This window comes from Streptomyces sp. NPDC001348 (assembly GCF_053597535.1).
Window position 1 is genome coordinate 61,181 of sequence record NZ_JBSFIK010000046.1, and the last position, 16,106, is coordinate 77,286.

Genomic DNA, 16,106 nt, shown 5'->3' on the forward strand with positions numbered 1-16,106 from the left:
TGTGTTCAGCCGGGGATTCCGGCGGCGAGCAGCTCCACGAAGCCGACGTCCTCGTTGGCGACGCCGAACACCTCGGCGCGCAGCATGACCCGCTCGGCCCAGGCGCGGTGCGGCTTCACCTCGTTCATCTTGTTCGTGTACGCCGACCTGAGTACACCCCCGCCGTCCCGGTCCGGCCGCAGGATGTCCGCCGCGTCGCTGAACTCCTCGTGGCTGACCACGGACAGCGCGTGCACGGGAAGTACATGCGAGGGGTGGATGCAGGTCTTGCCGAGCAGGCCGTTGGCCTGGTCCAGGGAGATCTCCCGCAGCAGCCCGTCCATCGCGTGCTCGATGAGCCGCTCGCGCAGTTCCACGGCCTGCCCCTCCAGGAAGGGGCTGTGCCGCAGCATCGGCTTGAACATCCGCTCGGGCACCCGGAAGTACTCCCACACCGGCCCGGTCACCGTGAACCCGGTGCCGTCGGCCCGGCCGAGCATGTTCACCACGTCGGCGATCACGGAGGCGACGATCTGCACGTCGTACGCGGTCATGTCGGGGGCCCGGCGCAGCCCGTAGGAGGAGCAGAAGTCGGTGACGCCGAGGCGCAGGGCGAGCACCCGGTCGCGGTACTTGTCGACCGCGCGGAAGATCCCCTCCAGGGCCTCCACCCGTGACTCCAGGTACAGCAGCTCGGGCGACTCCAGCACGGGCATGGCGAACAGCCGCCGTCCGCTCTCCGTCTCCGCGCCGGCCAGCGCCTCCAGGAAGGGGATGCCGCGTTCCTCGGTGAACTTGGGCATGACGAACCCGGACAGCAGCCGGACGGCGGGGCCGAGGCGGCGGACCAGGTCGGGGATCTGCTCGGGGGCCCGGACCCTGATGAAGAGCAGGGGCGGCTCGGCGCCGTCCCCGGCTGCCAGGTCGGCGAACTGCCGTACGAGGTTCTCCTCGCCCGCCCCGACCTCCGCGTCGTCGATCGAGTCCTCCAGGCACAGCACCATCGAGACCACGCCGTTCCGGGCCTGCTTGACGATGTCGTCGGCGAGCCGCGGCCGCGTGGCCGGGCTGTACAGCGTGGCGCCCAGGGCCGCCGACAGCAGCCGGGCCGGCGAGTCGGCGGTGAACTCGCAGGGCTCCTGGTGGAAGAGGCGCTGCCGCACCTCAGGGGCGATGTGCCCGAAATGACGCATGGAACTCCCCCGTGGCACAAGGTGAACCTGTGATCTGGCGAACAGGTGGCCGGTAATAGTACGTACTTCTCCATGTCCTGAGTTCCCCAGGACCATGAATTTCAAGTAACGGCGGGCGTGCGCATTCGTTTCCACAGCCCGACCCCGCATTGTCGTGACCAGGACCGAGAGGGCAGGATGACCGCATGACGCACGCGATGCTGAAGGGGTCGAACCTCCCGCTCGAAGCCACGACGGTGCGCGCCGTGCTGCGCTGGGCGCCCGGGCAGGGGGTCCCGGACGTCGATGCCTCGGCGCTGCTCCTCGGCCCCGACGGTCGTGTGCGCTCCGACGAGGACTTCGTCTTCTACAACCAGCCCCGGCACCCCTCGGGGAAGGTGTGGCGGCTCGGCAAGAAGCGCGTCTCCGAGGGCCTCACCGACACGATCCAGACGGATCTCGCCGGTGTCGAGCCCGGCGTCGGCCGTATTCTGCTGGTCGCCTCCGCGGACGGCGTCCCCTTCGACCACGTACAGGCCCTGCGCATCCTGCTGTACGACGCCGCCGTCCCCGAAGGGGAGCCGCTGGCCCACTTCGACATCAAGCCGGAGACCGGCGCCGAGACGGCGCTGATCTGCGGTGAGCTGTACCGGCGGGGCGAGGGCTGGAAGTTCCGCGCGCTGGGCGAGGGCTACTCCAACGGGCTGAAGGGCCTGGCGACCGACTTCGGCATCTCGGTGGACGAGTCGGAGGCGGTGGACGAGGAGGACCCCTCCCCGTCCCAGCCGCTGCCTCCGGAGCAGCCGACCACCCCGGGCCAGTCCCAGCCCGCGTACGGCTATCCGCAAGCGCAGCCCGCCACCACCCAGCCCGCCTACGGGTACCCGCATTCCGCGAGCAGGCCGACGTACGGCTACCCGCCCGCGGCGGCCCTCCCGGACCTGGACCCGGACTTCCGGCTGCCCCCGCAGGGGCCGCAGTTCGTCGGGCGCTGACCGGGCGCGGAGCGGGTCACTTCTCCACCTTGGTCTTGTAGCCGCGCCCCCACTGCAGCCCCCACCCGTACAAGCGGTCGAGCTCGGCCTGGAACCCGTACACGAACTTCACCTCGCGCCGGACGACCAGTTCCCCCTTGACGTTCTCGATCAGCACCACCGCGCAGGAGCGGGCCTGCTGGTGGCGTTCGTCGAGGCCGATCTCGATCCGGGGGCCGTTGCTCGGGTAGAGGGTGACGATCGCGTGCGTACGGTCGAAGGCCGGGGTCTGGTCGTAGATGTAGACGAAGACCAGCAGCCGCTTGATGTCGTCCCGGTGGTCGAGATTGACGTACATCGTCTCCCCCGACGCCGAGCCGAACCGGTCGTCGCCGCTGAGCTTGACGTACGGCGGGGCGTTGACGTCCCCGAGGTAGCCGCCGAGGGGCTGCACCACGCCCTTGGTGCCGTCCATGAGCTCGTACAGGCAGCCGAGGTCGAGGTCGACGTTGACCATGCTCTGGCCGTGCCCGAGGACCTCCGCCGGTTTGAGCGCCTTGAAGGGGTCGCGGAACAGGCTCGGGCGGGGGGCGCCGTCCAGGTCGGACGTCCGCATCCGCCAGGTCAGGTTGACGCGCAGATGGCCGGTGGCCGCGCCCTGTTTGGTGAGGGACACCTGGTGGTGCCGTTTGGTGAGCTTGATGGAGCCGCTCGCGGCACTGCCGGAGTCGAAGTCGTCGGCACGGGCTCCCAGCAGCCCGTCGAAGAAACCCATTCCCGCCCCCAGGTCCTCGGGTCACAAAGGTGAGCGGGGCGGCCGCCGTGGACGGCCGCCCCGCTCAGAGCGTTCCTCACTCGGGGCGGCGTCACACCCCGGACGAGACCTCAGCCTTCTCGTCCGCTTTTCCCTCCGCGTCCGCCAGGGCGCGGTTGCGGCGGACGGAGGACCAGAAGGACCAGGCGATCAGGACGACGCCGACGAGGCCGGTGATGACCTCGTTGATCTCGTACTGGATGGTGACCATGAGGATCACGGCCAGGGCGCCGATCGCGTAGTGGGCGCCGTGCTCCAGGTAGACGTAGTCGTCCAGGGTGCCCTGGCGGACCAGGTAGACGGTGAGCGACCGGACGTACATCGCGCCGATGCCCAGGCCCAGCGCCATGAGCACGATGTCGTTGGTGATGGCGAACGCGCCGATCACGCCGTCGAAGGAGAAGGACGCGTCGAGGACCTCGAGGTAGAGGAACATGAAGAACGCGGCCTGGCCGGCAAGGACCACCGCGGACCGCTTCTTGCCGGTGCGGGCGGCCTCTTCCTCCTCCTCGTGCTCGCGCTCCTCCTCTTCCTCGAGCTTGTCCTCGAAGTAGCCGGAGAGACCGCCGACCACCATGTAGGTGATCAGGCCGGCGATGCCGGCGATCAGGACGGTCTGCGCCTTGTCGACGTGCGCGCCGCCGTGCTGGTGGGCGTGGGTGGCGAAGGTGAAGGCGGTGATCAGCAGGACGATCAGCGCGATGCAGACCGACAGCATGTCCACCTTGCCGAGCTTGGCGAGGGGGCGCTCGATCCAGCGCAGCCACTGGATGTCCCGGTCCTCGAAGATGAAGTCGAGGAAGATCATCAGCAGGAACATGCCGCCGAAGGCCGCGATCGCCGGGTGGGCGTCGGTGACGAGCTGCTGGTAGTGGTCCTTGTTGTTCAGCGCGAGGTCGACGGCCTCGACGGGCCCCATCTTGGCGCTGATCGCCACGATCACGACCGGGAAGACCAGCCGCATACCGAAGACCGCGATGAGGACGCCGACCGTGAGGAAGATCTTCTGCCAGAAGGCGCTCATCTTCTTCAGGATCCCGGCGTTGACCACCGCGTTGTCGAAGGACAGCGAGATCTCCAGGATGGCGAGGATCGCCACGATGCCGAAGGCTTCCCACCCCCCGTAGAAGATCGCCGCGACCAGACCGAGCGCGGTGACCGCGAACGACCAGCCGAAGGTTTTGAGAAGCACTGCTTACCCCATCGTGTCGGTACGAGTCCGCCCCGGGCCGTACTCGGCTTTACTAACTATTGACCACGAAGTCTAGAGCGTGGCCCTGAAGCCGGGCCAGGAGGGGCGTTCCGGTCAGACCTAGGAGACGTTGACCCCGAAGTCCATGGCGATGCCCCGCAGTCCGGACGCGTACCCCTGTCCCACCGCCCGGAACTTCCACTCACCGCCGTAACGGTAGAGCTCGCCGAAGATCATGGCGGTTTCGGTGGAAGCGTCCTCGCTCAGGTCGTAGCGGGCCAGTTCCTGGCCGTCGGCCTGGTTGACGACCCGGATGAAGGCGTTGGAGACCTGGCCGAAGGTCTGGCCGCGCTCGTCCGCCAGGTGGATGGAGACGGGGAAGACGATCTTGTCGCACTGGGCCGGTACCTTCGGCAGGTCGACCAGGATCGACTCGTCGTCGCCCTCGCCCTCACCGGTGAGGTTGTCACCGGTGTGCTCGACCGAGCCGTCCGGGCTCTTGAGCTGGTTGTAGAAGACGAACCACTCGTCACCGAGCACCCGCCCACTGCTGCACAGCAGCGCGCTGGCGTCGAGGTCGAAGGGGGCGCCGGTGGTGGAGCGGGCGTCCCAGCCCAGTCCGATCATGACGTTGGTGAGGTTCGGTGCGGCCTTGGAAAGGGAGACGTTGCCTCCCTTGGCGAGCGTGACGCCCATGTTGCTGGTCCTCCCCTTGGGGCCTGCCCGGCCCGGTGCTTCTTCTTCGGTTGTCCTGCACGTCCGGCGCCGACCGTAAACGGTGCGGCGCCGGAGCTGGGCCCTGTCGTTTGGATCATCCCGGCATCGCGGGGCCTGGCACGCACATCTGCGGCGTTGTCGTCGGTCCCCGACGCTCCGCGTCGACTCCCTCCTCCGCCTTGCAGCTGCACGCACCAGACCCCGCTCGGGCCGACTGGAAGGTGCCGTGAGCCAAAGCCGGCCTGATCCAAACGACAGGGCCTGGCGGGCGGGGTGCCTCAGACGTTGACGCCGAAGTCCTGGGCGATGCCGCGCAGGCCGGAGGCGTACCCCTGGCCGATGGCGCGGAACTTCCACTCCGCACCGTGCCGGTACAGCTCACCGAAGACCATCGCCGTCTCGGTGGAGGCGTCCTCGCTCAGGTCGTACCGGGCGATCTCCTGCTCGCCCGCTTGGTTGACCACGCGGATGAACGCGTTGCGGACCTGGCCGAAGGACTGCTGGCGGTTCTCGGCGTCATAGATCGACACCGGGAAGACGATCTTCTCGACGTCGGCCGGGACGCCGGCCAGGTTGATCTTGATCTGCTCGTCGTCGCCCTCACCCTCACCGGTGATGTTGTCACCGGTGTGCTCGACCGAGCCGTCCGGGCTCTTGAGGTTGTTGAAGAAGACGAAGTGCTGGTCGCTGGCGACCTTTCCCGAGTTGTTCAGCAGCAGCGCGCTGGCGTCGAGGTCGAAGTCGGTGCCGGTCGTGGTGCGGACGTCCCACCCCAGACCGACGATGACGGCGGTCAGGCCCGGGGCCTCCTTCGTCAGCGATACGTTGCCGCCCTTGCTGAGGCTGACTCCCACGAGTCCTCCATTGGTGTCCAGGGGCGGGGAGCCCCGTCGCGTGCGTCGGATACCGGATCAACGAGTCGATCCTAGTGACGGGTTCCCGCCCCACGCAGTCCCTGCGACCTGAGAATCGCAGGGTGTCGGATCAGGAACGGAGGGTTCAGGACCGGAGGGTGTCGAGCGCCTTGACGTACTCGTTCAGGTCACGGGCGTCCGGCAGCGCGTTGACGACCGTCCAGCGGACCACGCCGTCCTTGTCGATGACGAAGGTGCCGCGCACGGCGCAGCCCTTGTCCTCGGCGAAGACGCCGTAGGCGCGGGAGACCTCGCCGTGCGGCCAGAAGTCGCTCAGCAGCGGGTACTCCAGCCCCTCCTGCTCGGCGAAGACGCGCAGCGTGTGGATGGAGTCGTTGGAGACGGCGAGCACCTGGGTGTCGCGGTCGTCGAACTGCGGCAGGTTGTCCCGCACCTCGCACAGCTCGCCGGTGCACACACCGGTGAAGGCGAAGGGGTAGAAGAGCAGCACCACGTTCTTCTCGCCGCGGAAGTCCGACAGCTTCACGGACCTGCCGTGGTTGTCCTTCAGCTCGAAGTCGGGGGCCTTGTCGCCGACCTGGATCGCCATCGTCCTGCATCCCTTCGGTGGGGCTGTTCGGGTGGGAACACCCTACGCAGCACCCACCGCGGACGGCGGCCGGGCCGGGGCGACCCGCCCCGGCCGCCGTCCGTCGACGAGGCCTACTTCCTGGACTTCGCGGCCTTCGGCGTCGCCAGGCGCGAGCCGCTCCAGTCCTTTCCGACGCTGACGCTCTTCGACGCCGTCAGGCCCGCCGTGGTCGCGGCTTCCGAGATGTCACTCGGCTCCACGTACCCCGAACGGCCGGTCTTCGGCGTGAGCAGCAGGATGGCGCCGCCTTCCTCGATGTACGTGGTGGCGTCGACCAGCGCATCCGTCAGGTCGCCGTCGTCGTCGCGGAACCACAGCACGACGGCATCGGCCACGTCGTCGTAGTCCTCGTCCATCAGATCGCTCTCGATGACTGCCTCGATGGACTCGCGGAGCTCCTGGTCGACGTCGTCGTCGTAGCCGATCTCCTGGACCACCTGCCCGGGCTGGAACCCCAGCCTGACGGCAGGGCTCGTCCGCTCCTCCGCGTGGTCCGCGGTCGCGCTCACGGGTTGCCTCCTGATCATGTCTTGTCGATTGTCTCAGCCACGCGCGTGCGCGAAGCATTGGCCGTAGTCCACACGGGCCGGACGGATCGCGCAAGTACCCGGCCGTCCGGACCGCCGAAACGGTGACGATCCGGGCCGTGTCGCCGCAACTCACGGCACCGTATCGCGAGCCCGGCGGACGTACACCCCACCGTTGTGCCCGGTTTGCGAGCAATGGAATCATTCAGAATCATCCACGCGCACGACCCTCGAACAACTTTGCAAGGCCGGTCACCCCCCGGGCGTATCGTTGCGTTTTGGCCGGGCCTGCCCGAGTGCCACTCGAGAGGGACCGTACGGACGCATCGGCTACCTCACGGTAGAGATGACGTACGCCTTCCCGAGGTACACGATGGGGAACGGTGTAGACACGAGCAACAAGAAGTGGCCCTCTGACAGGTAAGGAACAGCGTGGCTTCCGGATCCGATCGCAACCCGATCATCATTGGCGGCCTTCCGAGTCAGGTTCCTGACTTCGATCCCGAAGAGACCCAGGAGTGGCTCGACTCCCTGGACGCCGCCGTCGACGAGCGAGGCCGGGAGCGGGCCCGCTACCTCATGCTGCGTCTGATCGAGCGGGCCCGCGAGAAGCGCGTGGCCGTGCCCGAGATGCGCAGCACGGACTACGTCAACACGATCCCCACCAAGAGCGAGCCGTTCTTCCCCGGCAACGAGGAGATCGAGCGCAAGATCCTCAACGCGACCCGCTGGAACGCGGCCGTGATGGTCTCGCGCGCCCAGCGCCCCGGCATCGGGGTCGGCGGGCACATCGCGACCTTCGCCTCCTCCGCCTCCCTCTACGACGTGGGCTTCAACCACTTCTTCCGCGGCAAGGACGAGGGCGACGGCGGCGACCAGGTCTTCTTCCAGGGCCACGCCTCCCCCGGCATCTACGCCCGCGCGTACCTCCTCGACCGGCTCTCCGAGGAGCAGCTGGACGGCTTCCGCCAGGAGAAGTCGAAGTACCCCAACGGCCTCTCCAGCTACCCGCACCCGCGCTCCATGCCGGACTTCTGGGAGTTCCCCACGGTCTCCATGGGCCTCGGCCCGCTCGGCGCGATCTTCCAGGCGCGGATGAACCGCTACATGGAGGCACGCGGCATCGCGGACACCTCCAAGTCGCACGTGTGGGCGTTCCTCGGCGACGGCGAGATGGACGAGCCGGAGTCGCTCGGCCAGCTGAGCATCGCCGCCCGTGAGGGCCTGGACAACCTGACCTTCGTGGTCAACTGCAACCTCCAGCGGCTCGACGGCCCGGTACGCGGCAACGGCAAGATCATCCAGGAGCTGGAGTCGCAGTTCCGCGGCGCCGGCTGGAACGTGATCAAGCTGGTCTGGGACCGCACCTGGGACCCGCTGCTCGCCCAGGACCGGGACGGGATCCTGGTCAACAAGATGAACACCACGCCGGACGGCCAGTTCCAGACGTACGCCACCGAGACCGGCGCCTACATCCGCGAGCACTTCTTCGGCGACGACCACCGGCTGCGCGCGATGGTCGAGAACATGACCGACGACCAGATCCTGCACCTGGGCCGCGGCGGTCACGACCACCGGAAGATCTACGCGGCGTTCAAGGCGGCCAAGGAGCACAAGGGCCAGCCGACGGTCATCCTGGCCAAGACGATCAAGGGCTGGACGCTGGGCCCGAACTTCGAGGGCCGCAACGCCACGCACCAGATGAAGAAGCTGACGGTCGACGACCTCAAGCGCTTCCGCGACCGCCTGCACCTGCCGATCTCCGACAAGGAGCTGGAGTCCGGCGCGCCGCCGTACTACCACCCGGGCCGGAACTCGGAGGAGATCCAGTACATGCACGACCGGCGCAAGGGCTGCGGCGGGTACGTCCCGACCCGCGTCGTGCGCTCCAAGCCGCTCGCGCTGCCGGACGACAAGACGTACGCGACGGTGAAGAAGGGCTCGGGCCAGCAGTCCATCGCGACGACCATGGCCTTCGTCCGGCTCCTGAAGGACCTCATGCGGGACAAGGAGATCGGCAAGCGGTTCGTGCTGATCGCGCCGGACGAGTACCGCACGTTCGGCATGGACTCCTTCTTCCCGAGCGCGAAGATCTACAACCCGCTGGGCCAGCAGTACGAGTCGGTGGACCGGGAGCTGCTCCTGGCCTACAAGGAGTCGCCGACCGGCCAGATGCTGCACGACGGCATCTCGGAGGCGGGCTGCACGGCCTCGCTGATCGCGGCGGGCTCGGCGTACGCCACGCACGGCGAGCCGCTGATCCCGGTCTACGTCTTCTACTCGATGTTCGGTTTCCAGCGCACCGGCGACCAGTTCTGGCAGATGGCCGACCAGCTCGCGCGCGGTTTCGTCCTGGGCGCGACCGCCGGGCGTACGACCCTGACCGGTGAGGGCCTGCAGCACGCGGACGGCCACTCGCAGCTGCTCGCCTCGACGAACCCGGCGTGCGTCGCCTACGACCCCGCGTACTCGTACGAGATCGCGCACATCGTGCAGGACGGTCTGCGCCGGATGTACGGCGGGACGCCCGAGCACCCGCAGGGCGAGGACGTCTTCTACTACCTGACCGTCTACAACGAGCCCATCCAGCACCCGGCCGAGCCGGCGGACGTGGACGTGGAGGGCATCCTCAAGGGCATCCACCGGATCGCCGCGGGCACCTCGGGTTCGATCCCGGCGCAGATCATGGCCTCGGGCGTGGCGGTGCCGTGGGCGATCGAGGCGCAGCGGATCCTCGGCGAGGAGTGGAACGTCAAGGCCGACGTGTGGTCGGCGACCTCCTGGAACGAGCTGCGCCGCGAGGCCGTGGCGGTGGAGGAGCACAACCTGCTGCATCCGGAGGAGGAGCAGCGGGTGCCGTACGTGACCCGGAAGCTGAGCGGGGCCGAGGGCCCGTTCGTGGCCGTGTCCGACTGGATGCGGTCGGTCCCGGACCAGATCGCGCGGTGGGTGCCCGGCACGTACCAGTCACTGGGCGCGGACGGCTTCGGCTTCGCCGACACCCGGGGCGCGGCCCGGCGGTTCTTCCACATCGACGCGGAGTCGATCGTGGTGGCCGTGCTGACCGAGCTGGCGCGGGAGGGCAAGGTCGACCGTTCGGTGCTGAAGCAGGCCATCGACCGGTACCAGCTGCTCGACGTGTCGGCGGCGGACCCCGGCGCGGCCGGGGGCGACGCGTAGCGCCGGACGGCTGGAACAGGTGACGGGCGGCGGGCCTCGGGCTCCGCCGCCCTTACCCGTTCTTTACTATTACGGCCATGAACGAACAGTCGGCGCAGGCCCGTTGGGAACGGCGCACCCAACGGCCGTTGCTGGTGCTCGCGGTGGCGTTCGCCGTCGCCTACGCCGTGCCGATCGTGGACAGCTCCGCCAACCCGCTCATGACCTCACTGTGCACGGCGACGGAGTGGGTGGTGTGGGGCGCGTTCGCCGTCGACTACCTGATGCGGCTGGCGCTGACCCCGCTGCGCCGGCAGTTCGTACGGACGCACTGGATAGACCTGTGCGCGGTGGTCCTGCCGATGCTGCAGCCGCTCCGGCTGCTCAGGATGGTGGCGACCCTGCTGCTGGTGGGGCGGCGGGCGCGGATGGCCTCGCAGATCCGGCTGACGACGTACGTCGGCGGCGCGGTGGTGGGGCTGCTGATGTTCGGGTCGCTGGCGGTGCTGTCCGTGGAGCGGGAGTCACCGCAGGGGAACATCCGGACGTTGGGTGACGCCGTGTGGTGGTCCTTCACCACGATGACGACCGTGGGGTACGGGGACCACGCGCCGACGACCGGACTGGGGCGCATGATCGCGGTCGGGCTGATGCTCTCCGGGATCGCGCTGCTCGGTGTCGTCACCGCGAACATCGCGGCGTGGTTCATCTCCCGGTTCGAGAAGGACGACGTGGAGGAGCGGCGGCAGACGGAGGCGATCGCCAACCTGGCGGAGGAGGTGCGGCTGCTGCGCGCCGAGATCGCGGCGCTGGCCTCACGTGAGGAGGAGCGGCGCGTTTAGGCGGGGGCTGGGGGCGGGGGCCTGGGGGCGGTGCCCCCCAGGCCCCTCGTACCCTCAGAAGAACCCGTTGCCCATCGTTGCCGACCCGGCCAGCCAGACGATGGCCAGCAGGGTGTCGATGGCGCCCAGGACAACGGCCACCAGGGCCGGGATGTTGCGGTCGGAGGACCACTGACGGCCCATGGAGAGCCAGCCGCAGACGACTGCGACCGGGCCCAGGATGATGCCCAGGACGAAGAAACCGGCGATCGCGCAGATACAGCCGATGATCCCGAGCGTGGCGCGGTCCGGCCCGCTCCGCTGCCACGTCCGGCCGCGTGAACGGGGGTACCCGCGCGTTCCGTGCCCGAAGCCCGCCATCATCAACTCCTTGACTCTCTTGGACAATTCGGGTTCGGAAATGCGAGTACCCCGGTTCCGCGTCCGCAGACCTGCGCGCTGCCCCCCTCCGGCAGCGCGCCGCGGCCCGGGCGTCCTCCCATGCCCTGCGGAGGACTTGACCCACCGTGACCTGCGGCGCGTGCCGTGGGCAAGGAATCTTGAGCGGAGTCACCCTGATGAGGGAACTCCGCCCTGTTCCGGAGAGGGGCTAGACGTGGCCGACGCCCGCGCCCGCCTCCGCGTTCTCGCCGCGCTTGGTGAGCAGGGCGACCAGGACGGCCACCGCCGCCACGCCCGCCGCGACCAGGGACGCCAGGCTCATGCCGGAGATGAAGGTGTCGTGGGCGACGGAGGTGATCTTCTCGACCAGCGGCTGGGGCGTGCCCTTGGCCACCGGCGCCACACCCACCTGAACGGCCTCGGAGGCCTGCCCCAGTTGGGCCGGGGTGAGCTTGGGCAGGCCGGCGTCGGCCCAGTTGCCCGGCAGGTCGCTGTCGACCTTGGAGGCCATCACCGCGCCCAGCACCGCCGTGCCGAGGCTGCCGCCGATCTGCATCGCGGCCTGCTGCAGACCACCGGCCACACCGGAGAGCTCCATCGGGGCGTTGCCGACGATGACCTCGGTCGCGCCGACCATGACGGGGGCGAGGCCGAGGCCCAGCAGTCCGAACCAGAGGGACATCACGGCGCTGCCGGTGTCCGTCTCCAGGGTCGACATCCCGTACATGGCGATCGCGGTGGCCGCCATGCCGCCGGCGAGCGGGATGCGCGGGCCCAGCTTGGTGATCATGGCACCGGCCAGCGGGGAGCCGACGATCATCATGCCGGTGAGCGGGAGCAGATGCAGGCCGGCGTCGATCGGGCTCATGCCGTGCACGTTCTGCAGGTAGAACGTGACGAAGAACAGGCCGCCCATGAACGCGATGGCCATCAGGACCATCAGGACCACGCCCGCCGACAGCGGCACCGAGCGGAACAGACCCAGCGGGATCAGCGGTTCCTTCACCTTGGTCTCCCAGAAGGAGAACAGGGCGAAGAGCAGCGCGGAACCGCCGATGAAGGCCCAGGTCCTGCCGTCGCCCCAGCCCCACGAAGGGGCCTTGATGAGCGCCCAGACCAGGCAGAACATCGCGCCGGAGAGCAGGACGATACCGGCGATGTCGAACGAGCGGGGCGCGTTCTCGGCGCGGTGGTCCCTCAGGATCAGCAGGCCGAGGGTGAGCGCGAGGAGGCCGACCGGCACGTTGATGAAGAACACCGACTGCCAGTTGACGTGCTCGACCAGGACCCCGCCGAGGATCGGACCGCCCGCGGTGGACGCGCCGATCACCATGCCCCAGAGGCCGATCGCCATGTTCAGCTTCTCGGCCGGGAAGGTGGCCCGCAGCAGGCCGAGGGCGGCCGGCATCAGCAGCGCGCCGAACAGGCCCTGGAAGACGCGGAAGGTGACGACCGCGGCGATGCTGCTGGACAGTCCGATCGCGCCGGAGGCGCCGGCGAAGCCGACCACGCCGATCAGGAAGGTCTGCCGGTGGCCGAACCGGTCGCCGAGCTTGCCGGCGGTGATCAGGGAGACCGCGAGGGCGAGGAAGTAACCGTTCGTGATCCACTGGACCTGCGCGAAGGTGGCGCCGAGGTCCTTCTGGATCGCCGGGTTGGCGATCGCCACGATGGTGCCGTCGAGGGCCACCATCATGACGCCGACGGCCACGGTGATGAGGGTGAACCACGGGTGACCGCGCAGCCCTCCGGCCGGGTTCGGGTCCGAGGGGGCTTCCGGTGCCTTGTCCCCCGGCCCCGTCGAGTCGATGGTCTGACTAGTCATACGCGCGAGGCTAGTGTCAGTCGCTGACAGTTGACAAAAAATTTCAGTTACACGGAGAAGCACATGAGTGAAACGGGGCTGCGCGAGCGCAGGAAACAGCGCACCCGGGACGCGCTGGTGCGAGCAGCGCTCGAACTGTTCCTCGCCGAGGGATACGAGCGGACGACCGTCGACGAGATCGCCGAGGCCGTCGGCGTCTCGCAGCGCACCTTCTTCCGTTACTTCGCCGGCAAGGAGGACGCGGCCTTCTTCGTCACCCGGCTCGCGGAGTCGCACTACGTACGGGCCCTGCGTGAACGCCCGCCCGGCGAGGCCCCCCTGGAGGCCCTGCGGCAGGCCGTACTGGGGAGCTGGGACACCATCGGGGAGGCCATCGAGCAGATCGTGCCGGTCGAACTGCACCTGCGCGCCTACCGGATGATCGAGGCCACACCCGCACTGCTCGCCGCCCATCTGCGGCGCCAGGAGGAACTGGAGGAGGAGATCGCCGGGATCGTGGCCGAGCGCGAGGGCATCGACATGGACACCGACCCGCGCCCCCGGCTTCTGGTGGCCCTGTTCGGCGGAGTGATACGGGTCACCCAACGGACCTGGACGGTGGGCGAGGAGTGCAGCATCGAGGCGATCCGCGAACTCACCGCACGCCACCTCGACCAGGTGGGCCCCGCGTTGGCCGGAAACTGGCGATCGGTCTGAGTTCCCCGCCACACGCGGCAAAACGTGATCCCTGTCACTCGGTTACCGCGAGACCCTCTCGTTCTCTTAGTGTGTCCTCCCAGTGACTTCCTTCGACACCTCCCCGCAACTCAACGTCTGGCGTGCGCTGCTCGCCCTGGCCGTCGTGTTCGTGATGCTCGCGACCACCGGCTGGACAGCCCTGCACGGTCACCGGGAGACGACCCCGCTGCAGGCCTCGCTCACCGCCTGGGAGCGCGGCCGGATCGACGGACACCGGCTGCCGGACCCCGACGAGAGCCCCACCCGGCTCGCGCGTTTCTTCGCCTCGCTCACCCCACGGCAGAGCACCCGCCTCGCCCACCGCTACCCCCTCGCGGTCGGCAACATGAACGGCGCTCCCGTGGAGCTGCGCTACCGCGCCAACCGCATCGCCCTGCAGAAGGCGCGCAAGGTGGACCGGAGACGTATGCACGACAGCCGGCTCTCCGCAGCCGGGCAGCAGCAGGCGGGGCGCCGCATGCACCGCTTCGAGTCACTCCTGCGGGACCACCGCCACATCCTCGCCTTCGACCCCGACGGCTCCGGCCGGGTCGCCGAGGTGTTCGGCGACCTCACCAGGGCCGAGCGGATCTCCGTCGTCGTCCCCGGCGTCGACACCGACCTGCTCACCTTCCAGAAGACCAACCGCCAGTACACCGCACCGGTCGGCATGGCCAAGGCCCTGTACGGGGCCGAGCGCACCGCGAGCCGCACCACCCGTACGGCCGTGATCGCCTGGGCCGACTACACCGCGCCCAGCGGACTCGGCGTGGACGCGGCCACCGCGATGCGGGCCGAGGAGGGTGCCGTACGCCTGAACGCGCTGCTGTGGGCGCTGCCCGGCAACGCACCGGTCTCCCTGTTCTGCCACAGCTACGGTTCCGTGCTGTGCGGGGTGGCCGCGCACGCGGTGCCGCGCCGGGTGACCGACATAGCGGTGGCCGCCAGCCCCGGCATGCACGCCTCCCGGGTCTCGAACCTGGGCACCCCCGCGCGGGTGTGGGCCATGCGGGACGCCGACGACTGGATCCAGGACGTGCCGTACCTGGAGGTCGGCGGGCTCGGGCACGGCGCCGACCCGGTCTCCCGGGCGTTCGGCGCGCGGGTGCTGTCGGCGCGGGACGCCAAGGGCCACGCCGGTTATTTCGAGCCGGGCACGGACAGCCTGCGCAACCTCGCCGACATCGGGGTCGGCGCGTACGACGCGGTGCGGTGTGCCCATGACGACGACGGGTGCCGGGCGGGTTTGTCCGGTGTGACGACAGCCGGACGCGCGTAGAGACAGCAGGAAGTGCGGTCCGCGCGGGAAGGGACGTGAGAAGCCTGTGCCGCATACGATGAGCCGCATGGGTGACGTACTGGCCGGATTTCATGCCGCCTGGGAGTTCGAGTCCGACTCCGTGCTCATCCGATACGAGCGGGGGATCCGGACACCGAAGCTGTTCCAGTCGCTGGGTGAAAGACGCATCCCCCTGGCGGCGCTGGAGGGCGTGACGCTCACGCCGGGCAGACGCGGGACGGTCGTCCTGCGAGCCGAGCCCCGCCCGGGCGCCGATCCGCTGATCGAGGCGGCGGCCGGGCAGCTCAAGGAGATCTACGACCCCTACCGGCTGGTGCTGCCCGCCGAACGGGACACGCTCGCGGAGTACTACGCGGACGAGCTGCGAGCCCTGCTGAGCGAGTCCGGGCCCACCGACCGGCACCTGGTGGCGCCGCCCTCGGGGCCGCTGCAGTTCAAGGCGTACGACGGCAAGGCGTACTTCGACGGGACCTCGGTACGTTTCCGGTGGTTCTGGACGGGCGCGTCCTCGGCCAAGTGGAAGGCCGGCGACCAGAACTTCCCGGTCGCCGACCTGAACGGGATCGAGTGGCGCTCACCCGAGGTCCTCGAGGGCCATCTCCGCCTCGTCCCCCGCGACCCGGCCTCCGAGCAACCGGCGCCGCCGGACCAGGACCCGGCGGCGGTGGTGTTCGGACTCGGTTACGGGCCGGTGCACGAGTCCCTGCCGTTCGCCGCCGCGGTGCTGGCGGCGGTGCGGGCCAGGCGGCCGGAGGCCGCGCTGTCGGCTGCGGTGCCTTCCGCGCCGGGGCGCCGGGATCCGGCCGATATCGCCGAGCGGATCCGGCACCTCGGGGAGTTGCATCAGGCCGGGTTGGTCACCGATGAGGAGTTCTCGTCCAAGAAGGCGGAGCTCCTCGCGGAGCTCTAGTGCTGCGACCGGAAAGGTTCACCGGCTCGCGACGCCCGGCACGGCACCTCGCCGCGTTGTCGCACCACCCGAGTACATCCAGTACGCGGGT

The 16,106-nt window shown here is 69.1% G+C and carries 15 protein-coding genes; 6 read left to right on the forward strand and 9 right to left on the reverse strand.

The features are described from left to right. Positions 1 to 5: 5 nt before the first annotated feature. Positions 6 to 1,172, reverse strand: a complete 1,167-nt coding sequence (locus ACWC21_RS34650; RefSeq protein ID WP_450887770.1) for an HpcH/HpaI aldolase/citrate lyase family protein — start codon at positions 1,170 to 1,172, stop codon at positions 6 to 8. A gap of 185 nt (positions 1,173 to 1,357) precedes the next feature. Here ACWC21_RS34650 and ACWC21_RS34655 point away from each other — a divergent pair, with 185 nt between their 5' ends. Next, positions 1,358 to 2,146 (forward strand): TerD family protein, encoded by a 789-nt coding sequence (locus ACWC21_RS34655; RefSeq protein ID WP_450887772.1) that lies wholly within the window; start codon positions 1,358 to 1,360, stop codon positions 2,144 to 2,146. Between the two features lie 16 nt (positions 2,147 to 2,162). On the opposite strand, the gene ACWC21_RS34660 is transcribed toward ACWC21_RS34655, so the two are convergent. From ACWC21_RS34660 to ACWC21_RS34685, 6 genes are all read right to left on the reverse strand, one after another. Further along, positions 2,163 to 2,900 (reverse strand): TerD family protein, encoded by a 738-nt coding sequence (locus ACWC21_RS34660; RefSeq protein WP_450887774.1) that lies wholly within the window; start codon positions 2,898 to 2,900, stop codon positions 2,163 to 2,165. A gap of 91 nt (positions 2,901 to 2,991) precedes the next feature. Beyond that, positions 2,992 to 4,131, reverse strand: a complete 1,140-nt coding sequence (locus ACWC21_RS34665) for a DUF475 domain-containing protein (protein WP_450887776.1) — start codon at positions 4,129 to 4,131, stop codon at positions 2,992 to 2,994. Between the two features lie 120 nt (positions 4,132 to 4,251). Next, entirely contained in the window at positions 4,252 to 4,827 is a 576-nt protein-coding gene (locus ACWC21_RS34670) for a TerD family protein (RefSeq protein WP_450887778.1), read from the reverse strand. 299 nt (positions 4,828 to 5,126) lie between these two features. Continuing rightward, positions 5,127 to 5,702: a calcium homeostasis/redox stress adaptation protein gene (locus ACWC21_RS34675; protein ID WP_116151371.1), complete on the reverse strand. Its 576-nt coding sequence runs from the start codon at positions 5,700 to 5,702 to the stop codon at positions 5,127 to 5,129. A gap of 145 nt (positions 5,703 to 5,847) precedes the next feature. Further along, the gene (locus tag ACWC21_RS34680; protein WP_388787773.1) at positions 5,848 to 6,312 is read right to left on the reverse strand and encodes a peroxiredoxin; all 465 of its coding nucleotides are present in this window, start codon (positions 6,310 to 6,312) and stop codon (positions 5,848 to 5,850) included. Positions 6,313 to 6,425: 113 nt separating this feature from the next. After that, positions 6,426 to 6,863 (reverse strand): DUF3052 domain-containing protein, encoded by a 438-nt coding sequence (locus ACWC21_RS34685; protein WP_450887779.1) that lies wholly within the window; start codon positions 6,861 to 6,863, stop codon positions 6,426 to 6,428. A gap of 450 nt (positions 6,864 to 7,313) precedes the next feature. On the opposite strand from ACWC21_RS34685, the gene aceE reads away from it, so the two are divergent. Beyond that, a complete protein-coding gene (gene aceE / locus ACWC21_RS34690) occupies positions 7,314 to 10,061 on the forward strand; it encodes a pyruvate dehydrogenase (acetyl-transferring), homodimeric type (protein ID WP_450887781.1) in 2,748 nt (915 codons plus the stop codon). A gap of 77 nt (positions 10,062 to 10,138) precedes the next feature. Continuing rightward, the gene (locus ACWC21_RS34695; protein ID WP_450887782.1) at positions 10,139 to 10,882 is read left to right on the forward strand and encodes a potassium channel family protein; all 744 of its coding nucleotides are present in this window, start codon (positions 10,139 to 10,141) and stop codon (positions 10,880 to 10,882) included. A 54-nt stretch (positions 10,883 to 10,936) separates the two neighbouring features. On the opposite strand, the gene ACWC21_RS34700 is transcribed toward ACWC21_RS34695, so the two are convergent. Continuing rightward, complete coding sequence (locus ACWC21_RS34700) at positions 10,937 to 11,245, reverse strand: small hydrophobic protein (RefSeq protein WP_450887796.1); 309 nt, start codon at positions 11,243 to 11,245, stop codon at positions 10,937 to 10,939. Positions 11,246 to 11,471: 226 nt separating this feature from the next. Beyond that, entirely contained in the window at positions 11,472 to 13,088 is a 1,617-nt protein-coding gene (locus ACWC21_RS34705) for an MFS transporter (RefSeq protein WP_450887784.1), read from the reverse strand. A 63-nt stretch (positions 13,089 to 13,151) separates the two neighbouring features. Between ACWC21_RS34705 and ACWC21_RS34710 the strand changes: the two genes are divergently transcribed. The 3 genes from ACWC21_RS34710 (at position 13,152) to ACWC21_RS34720 (ending at position 16,015) form a co-directional block, all read left to right on the forward strand. Continuing rightward, positions 13,152 to 13,784 (forward strand): TetR family transcriptional regulator, encoded by a 633-nt coding sequence (locus tag ACWC21_RS34710; RefSeq protein WP_450887786.1) that lies wholly within the window; start codon positions 13,152 to 13,154, stop codon positions 13,782 to 13,784. An 82-nt stretch (positions 13,785 to 13,866) separates the two neighbouring features. Beyond that, entirely contained in the window at positions 13,867 to 15,084 is a 1,218-nt protein-coding gene (locus tag ACWC21_RS34715) for an alpha/beta hydrolase (protein WP_450887787.1), read from the forward strand. Positions 15,085 to 15,151: 67 nt separating this feature from the next. Further along, the gene (locus tag ACWC21_RS34720; RefSeq protein ID WP_450887789.1) at positions 15,152 to 16,015 is read left to right on the forward strand and encodes a DUF4429 domain-containing protein; all 864 of its coding nucleotides are present in this window, start codon (positions 15,152 to 15,154) and stop codon (positions 16,013 to 16,015) included. Positions 16,016 to 16,106 lie beyond the last annotated feature (91 nt).